Origin of the sequence: Streptomyces sp. NPDC012827 (genome assembly GCF_042900905.1) — a bacterium.
GTDB lineage: Bacteria > Actinomycetota > Actinomycetes > Streptomycetales > Streptomycetaceae > Streptomyces > Streptomyces gulbargensis.
This window is the reverse complement of sequence record NZ_JBIBBY010000001.1, coordinates 74290-90388: the sequence shown is the minus strand read 5'-3', so window position 1 is coordinate 90388 and position 16099 is coordinate 74290. Positions and strand designations below refer to the sequence as shown.

Genomic DNA, 16099 nt, shown 5'->3' with positions numbered 1-16099 from the left:
ACTGTGCACCGAGATGGGCAGTCTTGCAAGCCGGGAGTGATGTAATTCGTTGCGAAGGGCTGTGGATCTCACTGAATCCGAAGTTGAGGGGGCCTGGGGCTGTTGAAAGCGTCAGCCGAGCGACTACCCTGAGGTGTCTCGCCCATCGGGACGCGCACAAGGACGTGCGACGACAGAACGTGACAGGAGGGGTGGCAAGTGACCACCGAGCTGCGCCGGCTGCGCAACTACATCAACGGGGAGTTCCGGGACGCGGCCGACGGCCGCACGATCGACGTGATCAACCCGGCCACCGGTGAGGTGTACGCGACCTCCCCGCTCTCCGGCCAGGCCGACGTCGACGCCGCCATGGAGGCCGCCGCGGCCGCCTTCCCCGCCTGGCGCGACAGCACGCCCGCCGAGCGCCAGAAGGTGCTCCTCAAGATCGCCGACGCCTTCGAGGAGCGGGCCGAGGACCTCATCGCCGCCGAGGTCGAGAACACCGGCAAGCCGGTCGCTCTCACCGCGAGCGAGGAGATCCCGCCCATGGTGGACCAGATCCGCTTCTTCGCGGGCGCGGCCCGGATGCTCGAGGGCAAGTCCGCCGGCGAGTACATGGAGGGCATGACCTCGATCATCCGCCGCGAGCCGGTGGGTGTCTGCGCCCAGGTCGCGCCGTGGAACTACCCGATGATGATGGCCGTGTGGAAGTTCGCCCCGGCGCTCGCCGCGGGCAACACCGTCGTCCTCAAGCCCTCGGACACGACCCCCGCGTCGACCGTCCTGATGGCCGAGATCATCGGGCAGATCGTGCCCAAGGGCGTCTTCAACGTGATCTGCGGCGACCGCGAGACCGGCCGGGCCATGGTCGAGCACCCGACCCCGGCGATGGCCTCCATCACCGGCTCGGTCCGCGCCGGCATGCAGGTCGCCGAGTCGGCCGCCAAGGACGTCAAGCGCGTCCACCTGGAGCTGGGCGGCAAGGCCCCCGTCGTCGTCTTCGAGGACACCGACGTCGAGAAGGCCGTCGAGGACATCGCGGTGGCCGGCTTCTTCAACGCCGGCCAGGACTGTACGGCCGCCACCCGCGTCCTCGTCCACGAGTCCATCCACGACGAGTTCGTCTCCGCCCTCGCCAAGGCCGCGGCCGGGACCAAGACCGGTCAGCCGGACGACGAGGACGTGCTGTACGGCCCGCTGAACAACGAGAACCAGCTCAAGCAGGTCTCCGGCTTCATCGACCGCCTCCCGGCGCACGCCAAGGTCGAGGCCGGCGGCCACCGGGTCGGCGACAAGGGCTACTTCTACGCCCCGACCGTCGTCTCCGGCCTCAAGCAGGACGACGAGATCATCCAGAACGAGGTCTTCGGCCCGGTCATCACGGTCCAGTCCTTCACGGACGAGGCCCAGGCCCTGGAGTTCGCCAACGGCGTCGAGTACGCCCTCGCCTCCTCCGTCTGGACCAAGGACCACCAGCGCGCGATGCGCATGTCCAAGGCCCTCGACTTCGGCTGCGTGTGGATCAACACCCACATCCCGCTCGTCGCCGAGATGCCCCACGGCGGCTACAAGAAGTCCGGCTACGGCAAGGACCTCTCCGCGTACGGCTTCGAGGACTACACGCGCGTCAAGCACGTGATGACGTCCCTGGGCTGAACGGTCCGCGCGTGAACCGACGGGCGGCCGGGACCAGGTCCCGGCCGCCCGACGGCGTTCTCACGCGCACTTCGCCCGCCCCGACCGGTCCGCCGCCGGCCCCGTGCTAGTCCGGCAGGCCGTAGGCGGCGACCATCAGGCCCAGGGCCGTCGGGTTCATGTCCTCGCCCTTGGCGTCGGTGGAGTTCACGGCGTACACCAGGGTGCGGGCGCCGTCGCGGGTCGAGGCGACGGCCGCGTTGAAGCCCCAGCGGCCTCCCGTCTTGCCCCACACCTCCCGCCCGCCCAGCCGCTTCATCGACAGGCCCACGGAGTAGGCGGCCGGTTCGCCCGACTTCAGGTCCCGCACCTTCGGCAGGGTGAACATCTCCTCCAGGAGCGGGCCGCGCACCACCCGGCCCGCGAACAGGGCCCGGGTGAAACGCTCCAGGTCGGCGGTGGTCGAGACGAGGTCGCCCGCCGCCCACCCGTCCGTCACGCCCCACACCGACACGTCGCGCAGCCCCGTCGTACCGTCGTCGAGCCGCATCGTCTGGTAGCCGTGGTTGTACGTCCCCCCGATCAGCGGTGAGGCGCCGGGCGCGTAGGTGTCGCGCAGGCCGAGCGGGCGGAGCACCAGGCGCTCCAGCTGGCGCTCGTAGGAGGTGCCGGTGACCCGCTCGACGATCAGGCCGGCGATCGTGTAGCCGATGTTGAGGTAGTGCTGCCGGGTGCCCGGCCGGAACTCGCGCGGCTGCGCCGTCGCCGAGCGGACCAGCTCCTCGGCCGTGTACCGGTCGAAGCGGTGCGCGTACGCCTCCTCGACCGTCCTGCGGGGGAGGGCGGCGGCCGGGATGCCATGGGTGTGGTCGAGCAGTTGACGCACCGTCACCGTGGCGTGGCGGCCGGGGATCAGCTCCGGCAGGTACGAGCGGGCCGGCCGATCGAGATCGACGCGGCCCTCCTCGGCGAGCCGGAGGACGGTCGCCGCGGTGAAGACCTTCGTCACCGAACCGATCCGGAACCGCCCGTCCGCCACCGCCGGGCTCATCGACTCCAGATCGCGCACGCCCGCCCCGCCCCGCCACGAGCCCTGGGTGCCGCCGACCCGGACGAGCGCGGCCGTGGCGTCGGCGCGCGGCAGGCCCGCGATCACCGCGCTCAGGTCCGGGCCCGCCACCGGGGAGGCGGCGACGGCCGGCGCGCCGGAGCCCGGCGCCGCCCACGCCGGGTCCGCCGCGACGGCGGAGGGCGCCCCGACGCCCAGGAGCAGGGCGGCGGCGAGCAGGGTGCGGGTGGTCTTTCCCATGCGGAACTCCCGTGTGCAGGAACGTCGTTGCGGACGTCTCCCATCCTGCTGACCGGCGCCGCCGCGCGGATCGCCCGCACCGGCGGCCTTGCCGTACCGGTTCCTCAGCCCCACGGGGGAGGAACCACCCCCGCGCTTCCCCCGGCCGGGGGAGCGCCCGCCGCGACCAGGCCCGTCTCGTACGCGCAGATGACCGCCTGCACCCGGTCCCGCAGGCCCAGTTTGGCCAGCACGTTGCCCACGTGCGTCTTCACGGTGTGCTCGCTCACCACCAGTTCCGCCGCGATCTCCGCGTTCGACAGACCACGGGCGAGGAGCAGCAGCGTCTCCCGCTCCCGCCCCGTCAGGACGCCGAGGCGCGGGTCCGGTTCCGTCCGGCGCGGCCCGCCGGACGTGTACTGCTCCACGAGCCGCCGCGCCACGGACGGCGCGAGCAGCGAGTCGCCCGCCGCCACCACCCGGACCGCGTGCACCAGGTCGTCGCGCCGCACGTCCTTCAGGAGGAAGCCGCTCGCGCCCGCGTGCAGCGCCTCGTACACGTACGCGTCCGTGTCGAAGGTCGTCAGCATCACCGTCCGGCAGGCGGACTCCGCGACGATCGCCCGGCAGGCCTCGATGCCGTCCACGCGCGGCATCCGGATGTCGAGCAGCGCCACGTCGGGCGCGTGCGCCCGCACCGCCGCGAGCGCCGCCGCGCCGTCGCCGGCCTCCGCCACCACCTCGATGTCCGGCTGCGCCTCCAGGATCATCGCGAAGCCGCCGCGCACCAGTTCCTGGTCGTCGGCCACCACCACACGGATCGTCACGACCCCACCTCCGCCGTGGAGGGTACGGGCAGCAGCACCCGCACCTCGAACCCGCGTCCGCCCGGCCCCGGGCCCGCCGACACGCTCCCGCCGTGCGCGGCGGCCCGCTCCCGGATGCCGACCAGACCGTGACCGGTGACCGGCGCGGCGGCGGGGGTGCGGGGCCCGCGCCCGTCGTCCCGGACGAGCACCGTCAGCCGGCCGTCCGCGTGGTCGAGGCGGACGCTCGCGGTACGGGCCCCGGCGTGCCGGACCACGTTGGTCAGGGCCTCCTGCACGATCCGGTAGACCGTGGAACCGACCGAGGAGGGCAGCGCCCGCACCCCGCCGGAGGTCTCGTACACGACGCCGAGGCCGCCGGCCCGCACCCGGTCGAGCAGGGCGGGCAGCTCGCCGAGGTCCGGCTGCGGAGCGCGCGGCGGCCCGCCCGCGCCGGGGTCCTCCCGCAGCACGCCCAGCATCCGCCGCAGCTGGACCATCGCCTCCCGGCCCGTCTCCGAGATCGCCTCGAACGCGGCCTCGGCCCGCTCCGGCGCCGCCCGTACCGCGACCGGTCCGGCCTCCGCCTGGACGACCATCAGGCTCACCGCGTGCGAGAGGACGTCGTGCATCTCCCGGGCGATCCGGGCCCGTTCGCGCGCGGCGGCCCGCTCGGCCTCGACCACCTGGGCGCGCTGCCGGGCGGCGGTGAGCCGGCCGAGGACGTACGCGGCACCGAACACGAAGAGGGAGAAGGTCAGCTCACGCGCCGACCGGGTGTTCAGCCACACCGAGACCGGCACCGCCACCACCAGGACCGCGGCGGTCACCAGACGCTTCCAGACCACCGAGAGCACGGCGATCGTGTACACGGCGACGAGCCCGGTGTACGGCAGAGGCTGACCCGGACCGTCCACGGCCAGCGTGTACAGGGCGCTCGTCGCCAGCACCGCGCACAGCACCGCCATCGGCGCCCGCCGACGGGCCACCAGCGGCAGCACGGTGAGCGTCATCAGGCCGTACGCGCTCCACGTCGCCGGCTCCAGGTGCGCGGGGCGCGGCACCACGAACGGCATCGTCATCGCGGCCTGCACGAGCAGGGCGAGCCCGGCGTCCACCGCCCACGGGTTGGCGGCGCCCCAGGTCCGCGCCCGCGCCCACCGGTCGCGGACCTCCCCCCGTGTCCGCACGCCTACCGGCCCTCGCGCAGGACGGCGGCGAGCGCGTCGACCCGGTTGGTGGTGAGGGAGTCGGCCCCGGCGGCGATCAGCCGGCGCATGGTGCGCCGGGTGTCGGCCGTCCACGCCGAGACGAGCAGGCCGTCCCGGTGGATCCGGTCGGTCAGCGGCCGGCTGATCAGCCCGAAGCGGTAGTTGAGCCACTTCGGGCGGACCGCGTCGAGCAGCACCGGCCGGGGCGGGGCGAGCGAGGTCCAGGTGAGGGCGATCTCGGCGTCCGGGTCGGCCGCCCGCACCTGGAGCATGGCGACCGCCCCCGCGCAGTAGTAGACGCGCTCGGCGGCCCCGCACTCGCGGACCGTGCCGACGACCGTGCGGACCGACCGCTCGTCGCCGCCCGGCAGATCCAGCATCAGCCGGTGCGACCCCGCCACCACCAGCGCCTCGCGCAGGGTCGGCACCCCGCCGTTCGTCAGCTCGCGCAGCCGCGCGTACGGGAGGGAGGCGAGCGGCAGTTCGTGCCGCCACAGCCGCTTCAGCGTGTCGTCGTGGAGGAGGACGGGCACCCCGTCCGCGGTGAGCCGGACGTCGACCTCGACGGCGTCCGCGCCCCGCTCGATCGCGGAGGCGATCGAGGGGAGCGTGTTCTCACGGACGCGGTACGGGTCGCCGCGATGACCTACGACAGTGACAGGGCGCATGAGCCCATTGTCGGTGCCTCAGCGGGCGAGCCAGGCCTCGGTGTAGGCGTCGATCTCGGCGGCGAGCCGGGCCTTGCCGGCCGGATCGAGGAAGGAGGCCTCCACGGCGTTCCTGGCCAGGGCGGCGACACCGCGCTCGTCCAGGCCGAGGAGCCGGGCGGCGACCGCGTACTCGCTGTTGAGGTCGGTGCCGAACATCGGCGGGTCGTCGCTGTTGACCGTCACCAGTACCCCGGCGTCGGCCATGGCCCGGATCGGGTGCTCGTCCAGGGTGGCGACGGCCCGGGTGGCGATGTTGGAGGTCGGGCAGACCTCCAGGGCGATCCGGTGCTCGGCCAGGTGGGCCAGGAGCGCCGGGTCCTCCACCGAGCTGGTGCCGTGGCCGATGCGTTCGGCGCCGAGCTCGCGCAGCGCGTCCCAGACCGTCCCGGGGCCGGTCGTCTCACCCGCGTGCGGGACGGAGCGCAGGCCGGCCGCCCGGGCCCGGTCGAAGTAGGGCTTGAACTGGGGGCGCGGCACGCCGATCTCGGGGCCGCCCAGGCCGAAGGAGACCAGGCCCTCCGGGCGGATGCCGTCCGTGGTGGCGAGCCGCGCGGTCTCCTCGGCGGCCTCCAGGCCGGCCTCGCCGGGGATGTCGAAGCACCAGCGCAGGACCGTGCCGAACTCGGCCTCGGCCGCCTTGCGGGCGTCCTCGATCGCCTCCATGAAGGCCCGCTCGTCGATGCCGCGCCGGGTGGAGGAGTAGGGGGTGACGGTCAGCTCGGCGTACCGGATGTTCTGCCGGGCCATGTCCCGGGCCACCTCGAAGGTCAGCAGCCGCACGTCCTCCGGGGTGCGGACCAGGTCCACGACCGACAGGTAGACCTCGATGAAGTGGGCGAAGTCCGTGAAGGTGAAGTAGTCGGCCAGCGCCTCCGGGTCGGTGGGGACCTTGGAGTCCGGGTGCCGGGCGGCGAGTTCGGCGACGATCCGGGGGGAGGCGGAGCCGACGTGGTGGACGTGCAGTTCGGCCTTGGGCAGGCCGGCGATGAAGGGGTGGAGATCCGGGCGGAGGCCGGGGCGCAGATCGGTCATCCGGTCATCGTAGGCCGGTCGGTTCCCCCGTACGGGGGAGGCCGTAGCATGACATGACCACGATGGGGGAGGCCCATGTCTGACAACCGACACCAGCAGCCGGGCGGCTTCGACCCGGCGGACCCGTGGGCTCCGCCGAACCGCGACGGGGTGGAACTGAGCAAGGGCTCGGCCACGTCACCGGTCCACGACCAGCCGACCGTCACGTCCATGCCGTCCGCGGGCGGACCCGCCGCCGACGTCCCGCCGCCTCCGGTCGCCCCCGGCGGCCCGGCGGCCACACCCGGCGCCTACGGCTACCCGGCCCCGGCTCCCGCCGCGCCGCCCGGGCCGTCGTACGGCTACCCGCCCTCCTACGGGTACGGCACGCAGCCGGGCTGGGGCGCCACGCCCTCCAACGGCATGGGCATCACGGCCATGATCCTCGGCATCATCGCCGTGGCCGGTTTCTGCTTCTGGGGCCTCGGTGTCGTCCTCGGCGTCATGGCCCTCGTCTTCGGCGTCATCGGCATGAAGAAGGCCAACCGGGGCGAGGCCACGAACCGCGGCATGGCGCTCGCCGGTGTCATCCTCGGCTCGATCGGCATCGTGATCAGCGGGGCCTTCCTGGGCTTCCTCATCTGGTCGCTCTCCCAGGACACCTCGTCGTCCGGTGGCGACGAGAACCCGTTCGCCACCAGCCTGACGGCCACCCGGTAGGACCACCGGCCCGACGGTCAGCCGGCAGGAGGGCCGGCCCGGCGGCCACGCGGCGGGGGACCGGCCTGACGGCCGCCCCGCGGGAGGCGTTCCCGGCAGGCCGCGCGCGGGCAGCCGGTGTCACCCGGCCGCCGCGCGCAGCCGGTCGCGGGCCTCCATCAGGGCGAAGCCGAGCAGGTTGAGGCCGCGCCAGCGGGCCGGGTCGTGGGCGCGCGGGTCGTCGGCCGCGAGCCCGATGCCCCAGATCCGGTCCAGCGGGCTCGCCTCCACCAGGACGCGGGTGCCGGTGGAGAGAAGGAAACCGCGCAGGGCCTCGTCCGAGGAGAACTTGTGGACGCTGCCCGCGACGACGATCCCGAAGCGTTCCCGCTCCCAGACCGCCTCGTCGAAGTCCCGTACCAGGCGGCCCGCGTTCTTCGCCTCCGCCGGGGTGGCGGCGGCCCGCACGGCCCGCTCGGCCGCGGCGTCGCCGAAGAGACGGGCCTTGGCGGCCATCATCCAGTGCTCGGCGGTCGCGTACTCCACCCCGTCCACGGTGAACGGCGCCGGCCACCACTGGCTCAGGCAGCTCGCCGAGAGCCGCCCGTCCGGGTGCGGACGGTGGCCCCAGAAGTGCAGCCACTTCACCCGCTCACCCCTGCTGACCTGCTGTGTCAGCTCATCGATCATGGTCATGCACGCGAGTCTGGCAGGCGCCACGGACACTCCGTACGGAGATTCTCCGGAGGCCTCGACACATGGTCGACCGATTCCGTCGCGTAACCAAAAGGCAACAACGGAATCACTTGTTGGGCCGACAAGCCTCTGTCAGGATCGGCACTCAATTCGAGCTGGAACAACGGAGAGCGTCATGGGCAACCGCTTCCAGGTGACGGACCGCTTCGCGGACGGCGCGCAGTACATCGGCGGGCGACCGCGCCACGGGACCTCGGGTCAGGACCACCACGTGATCGATCCGGCGACGGGGGAGAGCGTCCTCACCTACGCGCTCGCCTCCACCGCCGACGTGGACGCCGCCGTCGCCGCCGCCGAGGCGGCCCTCCCCGCCTGGGCGGGCGCCACCCCCGGCGAACGCGCGGAGGCCCTCCACCGGCTCGCCGGCGTCCTCGCCGAACGGGCCGAGGACTTCGCCCGCGTGGAATCCCTCCAGTGCGGCAAGCCCCTCAAGCTCACCACCGAGTTCGACGTGCCCGGCACCGTCGACAACACCGCCTTCTTCGCCGGGGCCGCCCGCCACCTCCAGGGCCAGTCCGCCGGCGAGTACAGCGGCGACCACACCTCCTACGTACGGCGCGAGCCCATCGGCGTCATCGGCTCCATCGCCCCCTGGAACTACCCCCTCCAGATGGCCGCCTGGAAGATCCTCCCGGCCGTCGCGGCCGGCAACACCATCGTCCTCAAACCGGCCGAGCTCACCCCGCTCACCTCCCTCATGTTCGCCGAGGCGGCCACCGCCGCCGGCCTCCCCGACGGCGTCGTCAACATCGTCACCGGCGCCGGCCGCACCGCCGGAGAACACCTCGTCGGCCACCCGTCCGTCGCCATGACCTCCTTCACCGGCTCCACCGCCGTCGGCAAGCGGGTCGCCGAGATCGCCACCGCCACCGTCAAGCGCCTCCACCTCGAACTCGGCGGGAAGGCCCCCTTCGTCGTCTTCGACGACGCCGACCTGGAGGCCGCGGCCCACGGCGCCGTCGCCGCCTCCCTCATCAACACCGGCCAGGACTGCACCGCCGCCACCCGCGCCTACGTCCAGCGGCCCCTCTTCGACGCCTTCGTCGCCCGCGTCGCCACACTCATGGAGACCGTCCGTCTCGGCGACCCCTTCGACCCCACCACCGACCTCGGCCCGCTCATCAGCCACGCCCAGCGCGACCGGGTCGCCGGCTTCGTCGAGCGCGCCCGCGGCTACGCCACCGTCGTCACCGGCGGCGAGGCTCCCGGCGGAGACCTCAAGGACGGTGCGTACTATCGACCGACCCTGATCACCGGCGCCGCGCAGGACAGCGAGGTCGTCCGCTCGGAGATCTTCGGTCCGGTCCTGGTGGCCCTGCCCTTCGACAGCGACGACGAGGGCATCCGGCTCGCCAACGACACCCCCTACGGCCTCGCCGCCTCCGCCTGGAGCCGCGACGTCTACCGGGCGGGCCGGGCCACCCGCGAGATCAAGGCCGGCTGCGTCTGGGTCAACGACCACATCCCGATCATCAGCGAGATGCCCCACGGCGGATACCGGGCCTCGGGCTTCGGAAAGGACATGTCGGTGTACTCCTTCGAGGAGTACACGCAGGTCAAGCACGTGATGTACGACAACACGGCGGTGGCCGCCAAGGACTGGCACCGCACGATCTTCGGGGACCGATAGCAGCCCGCCGCCCGACCAGCGGCGAACCATCCCGAAAGGGCACAGCGCATGGAGCAGTACGAGCCCGACAGCCTGTCCGCCGCGCAGCGCGCGGCGGTGCGGCGCAGCCTCACGAACGGCCGGGGCGCCCTCAGCCGCCGTTCGCTGCTGCGCGCGGGCGGTGTCGGCGCGCTCACCGCCGGCGGCCTCACCACCCTCGCCGCCTGCGGCATCCCGCCGGCCAAGCGCGAGGGCCAGGGCCCCGCCTCCACCGACTTCTCGGCCAAGGAGAAGACCCTCGCCTTCTCCAACTGGACCGAGTACATGGACGTGAGCGAGGACGAGAAGACCCGCCCCACCCTGGAGGCGTTCACGGAACGCACCGGGATCAAGGTCAAGTACACCGAGGACATCAACGACAACGTCGAGTTCTTCGGCAAGATCAAGCCGCAGCTCGCGGCCGGCCAGGACACCGGCCGCGACCTGATCTGCGTCACCGACTGGCTGGCCGCCCGCATCATCCGGCTCGGCTGGGCCCAGAAGCTCGACCCCTCGAACCTCCCGCACGCCTACGCCAACCTCTCGGCCCAGTTCCGCAGCCCCGACTGGGACCCGGGCCGCGCCTACTCGTACCCGTGGACCGGCATCTCCACCGTCATCGCCTACAACGCCAAGGCGACCGGCGGGAAGAAGGTCGACTCGGTCAGCCAGCTCCTCGACGACCCCTCCCTCAAGGGCCGCGTCGGCTTCCTCACCGAGATGCGCGACTCCGTCGGCATGACCCTCATCGACATGGGCAAGGACCCCGGCAGCTTCACCGACGCCGACTTCGACGCGGCCGTCGGCCGCCTCCAGAAGGCCGTCGACAAGAAGCAGATCCGCCGCTTCACCGGCAACGACTACACCTCCGACCTCGACAAGGGCGACCTCGCGGCCTGTCTGGCCTGGGCCGGTGACGTCATCCAGCTCCAGGCGGACAACCCCGACATCAGGTTCGCCATCCCCGCGGCCGGCTACATCACCTCCAGCGACAACCTGCTCGTCCCCGCGCAGGCCCGCCACAAGACCAACGCCGAGAAGCTCATCGACCACTACTACGAGCTGCCCGTCGCCGCCCGGCTCGCCGCGTACATCAACTACGTCTGCCCCGTCGACGGGGTGAAGGACGAACTCGCCAAGATCGACCCCGAACTGGCGGACAACCCGCTGATCCTCCCCGACAAGGCCATGGCCAGGAAGTCCCGCGCCTTCCGCTCGCTCAGCAGCGCCGAGGAGACCGCGTACGAGGAGAAGTTCGCCAAGCTCATCGGCGCCTGAGGCAGTCGTCGTCCACCCCTCTCACCGACCGGGACCACCACCCATGACCGACACCACCACCGGCGGCGACGTCCGTCTCACCGGCATCAGCAAGACCTACGGCTCCTTCACCGCCGTCCACCCGCTCGACCTGACCGTCCCCCAGGGCTCCTTCTTCGCCCTCCTCGGCGCCTCCGGCTGCGGCAAGACCACCACCCTGCGCATGATCGCCGGTCTGGAGGACCCCAGCACCGGCAGCGTCTTCCTCGGCGACACGGACGTCACCGACCTGCCGCCCTACAAGCGGCCGGTCAACACCGTCTTCCAGTCCTACGCGCTCTTCCCGCACATGGACATCTCCGAGAACATCGCCTTCGGTCTGCGCCGGCGCGGCATCAAGTCGGTGAAGAAGCAGGTCGACGACATGCTGGAACTCGTCCAGCTCGGCGACAAGGCCACGCACAAGCCGCACCAGCTCTCCGGCGGCCAGCAGCAGCGCGTCGCCGTGGCCCGCGCCCTCATCAACCACCCGCAGGTGCTCCTCCTCGACGAGCCGCTCGGAGCCCTCGACCTCAAACTGCGCCGCCAGATGCAGCTGGAGCTCAAGCGCATCCAGACCGAGGTCGGCATCACCTTCGTGCACGTCACCCACGACCAGGAGGAGGCCATGACCATGGCCGACCAGGTCGCGGTGATGAACGGCGGCCGCGTCGAGCAGCTCGGCGCCCCCGCCGACCTGTACGAGAACCCGCGCACCACCTTCGTCGCCAACTTCCTCGGCACCTCCAACCTCATCGAGGCCGACGTCCTGGACACCGGCGCCGACGTGCTCGTCACGGCCGGCGGCGGGCGGCTCCGGGTGCCCGCCGACCGCTGTCCCTCCACCGTCCGCAAGGGCGGCAAGCTCCTCGTCGGCGTCCGCCCCGAGAAGATCTCGCTCGCGCACGCCGACGACGCGGGGGAGATCGGCGCGGCCCGCAACCGGGTCACCGGACGGATCGCCGACTCCTCGTTCATCGGTGTCTCCACCCAGTACGTGGTGAACTCGCCGGCCGGCGCCGAGCTCCAGGTGTACGAACAGAACGTCGAGCGGCGCGCCGGACTCCTCCCCGGCACCGAGGTCGTCCTGCACTGGAACCCCGCCCACACCTTCGGCCTCGACGCCGACCAGGACATCGACGCGGGCGTGGAGACGGTGGAGGACGCGCTGTGAGCGCCACGCCGACGACCGGGGCGCCGCCGGTGGACGGGCCGGTGCCGCGCAGGCCCGCCACCCGCAGACGGCTCGTCCCCTACTGGCTGCTGCTGCCCGGCATCGTCTGGCTGCTCGTCTTCTTCGCGCTGCCGATGGTCTACCAGGCCTCGACCTCCGTGCAGACCGGCTCCCTGGAACAGGGCTTCCAGGTCACCTGGCACTTCCGGACCTACTGGGACGCCTTCCAGGAGTACTGGCCGCAGTTCGTCCGCTCCCTGCTGTACGCCGGGACCGCGACCCTGCTCTGTCTGCTGCTCGGCTACCCGCTCGCGTACCTCATCGCCTTCAAGGCCGGCCGCTGGCGCAACCTGCTCCTCGTCCTCGTCATCGCGCCCTTCTTCACCAGCTTCCTCATCCGGACGCTGGCCTGGAAGACGATCCTGGCCGACGACAGCCTCGTGGTGGACGCGCTGGGCGCCCTGCACGTCCTCGACGTGACGAGCTGGCTCGGCTGGACCGAGGGCGACCGCGTCCTCGCCACCCCGATGGCGGTCGTCTGCGGCCTCACGTACAACTTCCTGCCGTTCATGATCCTCCCCCTCTACACCTCCCTGGAGCGGATCGACACCCGGCTGCACGAGGCGGCGCGGGACCTGTACGCCTCCCCGGCGACCACCTTCCGCAAGGTGACCTTCCCGCTGTCGATGCCCGGCGTGGTCTCCGGCACCCTGCTCACCTTCATCCCGGCGAGCGGCGACTACGTCAACGCCGAGCTGCTCGGCTCCACCGACACCAAGATGGTCGGCAACGTCATCCAGTCGCAGTTCCTCCGCGTCCTCGACTACCCGACCGCCGCCGCCCTGTCCTTCATCCTCATGGCGATCGTGCTGCTCATGGTCACCGTCTACATCCGCAAGGCGGGAACGGAGGACCTGGTCTGATGCGCTGGCTCCGCAAGAACCTCGTCGTCGTCGCCGGCCTGCTGACGCTCGCGTACATGATCCTGCCGAACGTCGTGGTCATGATCTTCTCGTTCAACCGGCCGAACGGGCGCTTCAACTACTCCTGGCAGCGGTTCTCCACCGACGCCTGGAAGGATCCGTGCGGCGTCGCCGACCTGTGCCGGTCGCTGACGCTCTCCCTCCAGCTGGCCGCCTGGGCCACGCTCGGGGCGGTCCTCCTCGGCACGATGATCGCCTTCGCGCTCGTCCGCTACCGCTTCCGGGCCCGCGGCGCGATCAACTCGCTGATCTTCCTGCCGATGGCGATGCCCGAGGTCGTCATGGCCGCCTCGCTCCTCACCCTCTTCCTCAACATGGGTGTCCAGCTCGGCTTCCTCACCGTCCTCATCGCCCACATCATGTTCTGCCTGTCGTTCGTGGTGACGGCGGTCAAGGCACGGATCATGTCCATGGACCCGCGCCTGGAGGAAGCCGCGCGCGACCTCTACGCGGGGCCCGCGCAGACCTTCCTGAGGGTCACCCTGCCGATCGCCGCGCCCGGCATCGCCGCCGGCGGCCTCCTGGCCTTCGCGCTCTCGTTCGACGACTTCATCATCACCAACTTCAACGCGGGCCCGTCCACCGTGACCTTCCCCATGTTCGTCTGGGGCTCGGCACAGCGCGGAACCCCCGTTCAGATCAACGTCATCGGCACCGCCATGTTCGTCCTGGCGGTACTGATCGTCGTGACCGGCCAGCTCATCGCGAACCGGCGCAAGAAGACCGCAACGGCCTGACCGGCAGCCGGTCAGGCACCGAAGGAGTTGGAAACCATGGCCCCAGTCGCCATGCGTCTCGCTGCACAATCTCTCTCCGACGCCCAGCCCGTCCCCTTCTGGCTGGAAGACCCCGGCAAGCCCGGCGCCCTGCCCGCCCTCACCGGCACCGAGAAGTGCGACCTCCTCGTCGTCGGCGGCGGCTACAGCGGACTGTGGACCGCGCTCCTCGCCAAGGAGCGGGACCCCTCCCGGGACGTCGTGCTCATCGAGGGCCGCGAGGTGGGCTGGGCCGCCTCGGGCCGCAACGGCGGCTTCTGCGCCGCCTCCCTCACCCACGGCTTCGGCAACGGACTGGCCCGCTGGCCCGGCGAGCTGCCGAAGCTGGAGCGCATGGGCGAGGCCAACCTCGACGCCATCGAGGAGGCCGTCGCCCGCTACTCCCTGGACTGCGACTTCGAGCGCACCGGGGAGATCGACGTCGCCACCGAACCGCACCAGACCGAGGAACTCCACCAGTGGTACGAGGAGGCCGACCGGCTCGGCCTCGCCGACGGCCTCGAGCTCCTGGACCGGGACGCCGTACGGGCCGAGGTCGACTCCCCGACCTTCCTCGCCGGCCTCTGGGACCGGCGCGGCGTCGCCATGCTCCACCCGGCCAGGCTGGCCTGGGGCCTCAAGCGCGCCTGCCTCGACCTGGGCGTGCGGATCTTCGAGAACACCCCCGGGCTCGACCTGGTGCCCGCGGGCGGCGGCATGGCCGTCCGCACCCCGTACGGCAGGGTCGCCGCCCGGCGGGTCGCCCTGGGCACCAACGTCTTCCCGTCCCTGGTCAAGCGGGTGCGGCACTACACCGTCCCGGTCTACGACTACGCCCTCATGACCGAACCGCTCAGCCCCGAGCAGCTCGCCTCGGTCGGCTGGAAGAACCGGCAGGGCCTCGGCGACTCCGCCAACCAGTTCCACTACTTTCGCATCACCGCCGACCACCGCATCCTGTGGGGCGGTTACGACGCGGTGTACCGCTTCGGCGGCAAGGTGGCCGCCGAGATGGACCACCGCCCCGAGACGTACCTCAAGCTGGCCCAGCACTTCTTCACCTGCTTCCCGCAGCTGGAGGGGCTCCGGTTCAGCCACGCCTGGGGCGGCGCCATCGACACCTGCTCGCGCTTCTCCGCCTTCTTCGGCACCGCCCACCAGGGCAGGGTGGCGTACGCGGCCGGGTTCACCGGCCTCGGCGTCGGCGCCACCCGCTTCGGTGCCGAGGTGATGCTCGACCTGCTCTCCGGCGAGCGCACCGAGCGGACGGAGCTGTCGATGGTCCGCTCCAAGCCGCTGCCGTTCCCGCCCGAACCGATCGCCTGGGCCGGGATCGGCCTCACGAAGTGGTCCCTCGCCCGCGCCGACGCCAACGGCGGCCGGCGCAACCTGTGGCTGAAGGCGATGGACCGCCTGGGCCTCGGCTTCGACAGCTGACCCCCCGGGCAGGTCATGTGACTCAGGTCACATGACACAGGTGGGTGATGTCGCGTAAGAGCGGCCGCCCGGCCCGCTCTCTCCGTGCGGACACCGTGTCCGCACGGAGAGGAGAACGCTGCGATGACAGGTACGGGGGCCCCGGGGATCCGGAGCGCGGTGGAGTGGCTGGCCTCGGTGGCGCCCGAGCCCGACGCCTGCCGGTGGGAGTGGGAACGCAACCCGCACGGAGTCGCGCTGCTGCCCGCGGGCCGGCGCTGGGACGTGCTCATCCTGCCGGGCGGGCTCGGCCGCTCCGCCCTCGACGTCCTCACCCGGCTCGTGGCCCGGCCCGGCCCGGTCCTCGCCGACCTCGGGGACGCCCGCGCCGGCTTCTTCGTCCCGCCGGGCACCGCCGCCCGCTGGCTCGGCACCGGCGTCCGCGCCGCGGGCTCCGGCACCTGGATCGTGGTGCCCCATCCGGGCCGGGTGACGACCGGCGGCGTGCGCTGGCTGGTGCCGCCCGACGGCACGGGCACCCTCACCGACCCGGCCCTCCTGGAGCGGGCCATGCACGAGGCGGCGGCGGAGCTGGCCACGCACAGCCGCCCGGGGGAGGACCCTCCCGGCGCGCCGCCCACCGGCCCCGGCCCTGTCGAGAGGTCTTGACCACCTGATTGGTCTGGACCATGCTGTGCCGCGCTCCACTCCGATCCCCCACCCCCGGAGGCA

General features: G+C 72.1%; 15 protein-coding genes. 9 read left to right on the top strand and 6 right to left on the bottom strand.

All coding sequences use genetic code 11. The annotated features are described in order from the left end of the window. Nucleotides 1-198: 198 nt before the first annotated feature. Entirely contained in the window at nt 199-1635 is a 1437-nt protein-coding gene (locus tag ACFY60_RS00365) for a gamma-aminobutyraldehyde dehydrogenase (RefSeq protein WP_388608034.1), read from the top strand. 106 nt (nt 1636-1741) lie between these two features. Here ACFY60_RS00365 and ACFY60_RS00360 read toward each other — a convergent pair whose 3' ends face one another. From ACFY60_RS00360 to ACFY60_RS00340, 5 genes are all read right to left on the bottom strand, one after another. Continuing rightward, nucleotides 1742-2923, bottom strand: a complete 1182-nt coding sequence (locus ACFY60_RS00360; protein ID WP_388608036.1) for a serine hydrolase domain-containing protein — start codon at nt 2921-2923, stop codon at nt 1742-1744. A gap of 104 nt (nt 2924-3027) precedes the next feature. Next, on the bottom strand, nt 3028-3729 hold the full coding sequence (locus ACFY60_RS00355; protein WP_388608037.1) for a response regulator: 702 nt from the start codon (nt 3727-3729) through the stop codon (nt 3028-3030). Further along, entirely contained in the window at nt 3726-4898 is a 1173-nt protein-coding gene (locus ACFY60_RS00350; RefSeq protein WP_388608039.1) for a sensor histidine kinase, read from the bottom strand. The genes ACFY60_RS00355 and ACFY60_RS00350 overlap by 4 nt, the downstream gene beginning before the upstream one ends. Before the next feature lie 2 nt (nt 4899-4900). After that, nucleotides 4901-5587, bottom strand: coding sequence for a glycerophosphodiester phosphodiesterase (locus tag ACFY60_RS00345; RefSeq protein WP_388608041.1), 687 nt, complete (start codon nt 5585-5587; stop codon nt 4901-4903). 18 nt (nt 5588-5605) lie between these two features. Next, nucleotides 5606-6661 (bottom strand): adenosine deaminase, encoded by a 1056-nt coding sequence (locus tag ACFY60_RS00340; RefSeq protein ID WP_388608043.1) that lies wholly within the window; start codon nt 6659-6661, stop codon nt 5606-5608. 75 nt (nt 6662-6736) lie between these two features. Between ACFY60_RS00340 and ACFY60_RS00335 the strand changes: the two genes are divergently transcribed. Then, a complete protein-coding gene (locus tag ACFY60_RS00335) occupies nt 6737-7360 on the top strand; it encodes a DUF4190 domain-containing protein (protein ID WP_388608044.1) in 624 nt (207 codons plus the stop codon). Nucleotides 7361-7480: 120 nt separating this feature from the next. On the opposite strand, the gene ACFY60_RS00330 is transcribed toward ACFY60_RS00335, so the two are convergent. Next, nucleotides 7481-8035, bottom strand: coding sequence for an NADAR family protein (locus tag ACFY60_RS00330; protein ID WP_388608046.1), 555 nt, complete (start codon nt 8033-8035; stop codon nt 7481-7483). A gap of 175 nt (nt 8036-8210) precedes the next feature. On the opposite strand from ACFY60_RS00330, the gene ACFY60_RS00325 reads away from it, so the two are divergent. The 7 genes from ACFY60_RS00325 (at nt 8211) to ACFY60_RS00295 (ending at nt 16036) form a co-directional block, all read left to right on the top strand. Beyond that, nucleotides 8211-9725 carry a gamma-aminobutyraldehyde dehydrogenase gene (locus ACFY60_RS00325; protein ID WP_388608047.1) on the top strand — a complete coding sequence of 505 codons (1515 nt, stop codon included), beginning with the start codon at nt 8211-8213 and terminating at the stop codon, nt 9723-9725. 48 nt (nt 9726-9773) lie between these two features. Beyond that, nucleotides 9774-11021, top strand: coding sequence for a PotD/PotF family extracellular solute-binding protein (locus tag ACFY60_RS00320; RefSeq protein WP_388608049.1), 1248 nt, complete (start codon nt 9774-9776; stop codon nt 11019-11021). Between the two features lie 43 nt (nt 11022-11064). Beyond that, nucleotides 11065-12213, top strand: coding sequence for an ABC transporter ATP-binding protein (locus ACFY60_RS00315; protein WP_388608051.1), 1149 nt, complete (start codon nt 11065-11067; stop codon nt 12211-12213). Continuing rightward, the gene (locus tag ACFY60_RS00310) at nt 12210-13136 is read left to right on the top strand and encodes an ABC transporter permease (RefSeq protein ID WP_388608053.1); all 927 of its coding nucleotides are present in this window, start codon (nt 12210-12212) and stop codon (nt 13134-13136) included. The genes ACFY60_RS00315 and ACFY60_RS00310 overlap by 4 nt, the downstream gene beginning before the upstream one ends. Further along, a complete protein-coding gene (locus ACFY60_RS00305) occupies nt 13136-13933 on the top strand; it encodes an ABC transporter permease (RefSeq protein ID WP_388608055.1) in 798 nt (265 codons plus the stop codon). Before ACFY60_RS00310 ends, ACFY60_RS00305 begins: the two co-directional genes overlap by 1 nt. Before the next feature lie 36 nt (nt 13934-13969). Then, complete coding sequence (locus ACFY60_RS00300; RefSeq protein ID WP_388608057.1) at nt 13970-15388, top strand: NAD(P)/FAD-dependent oxidoreductase; 1419 nt, start codon at nt 13970-13972, stop codon at nt 15386-15388. Nucleotides 15389-15511: 123 nt separating this feature from the next. Further along, nucleotides 15512-16036, top strand: a complete 525-nt coding sequence (locus tag ACFY60_RS00295; RefSeq protein WP_388608059.1) for a hypothetical protein — start codon at nt 15512-15514, stop codon at nt 16034-16036. Nucleotides 16037-16099: the final 63 nt, after the last annotated feature.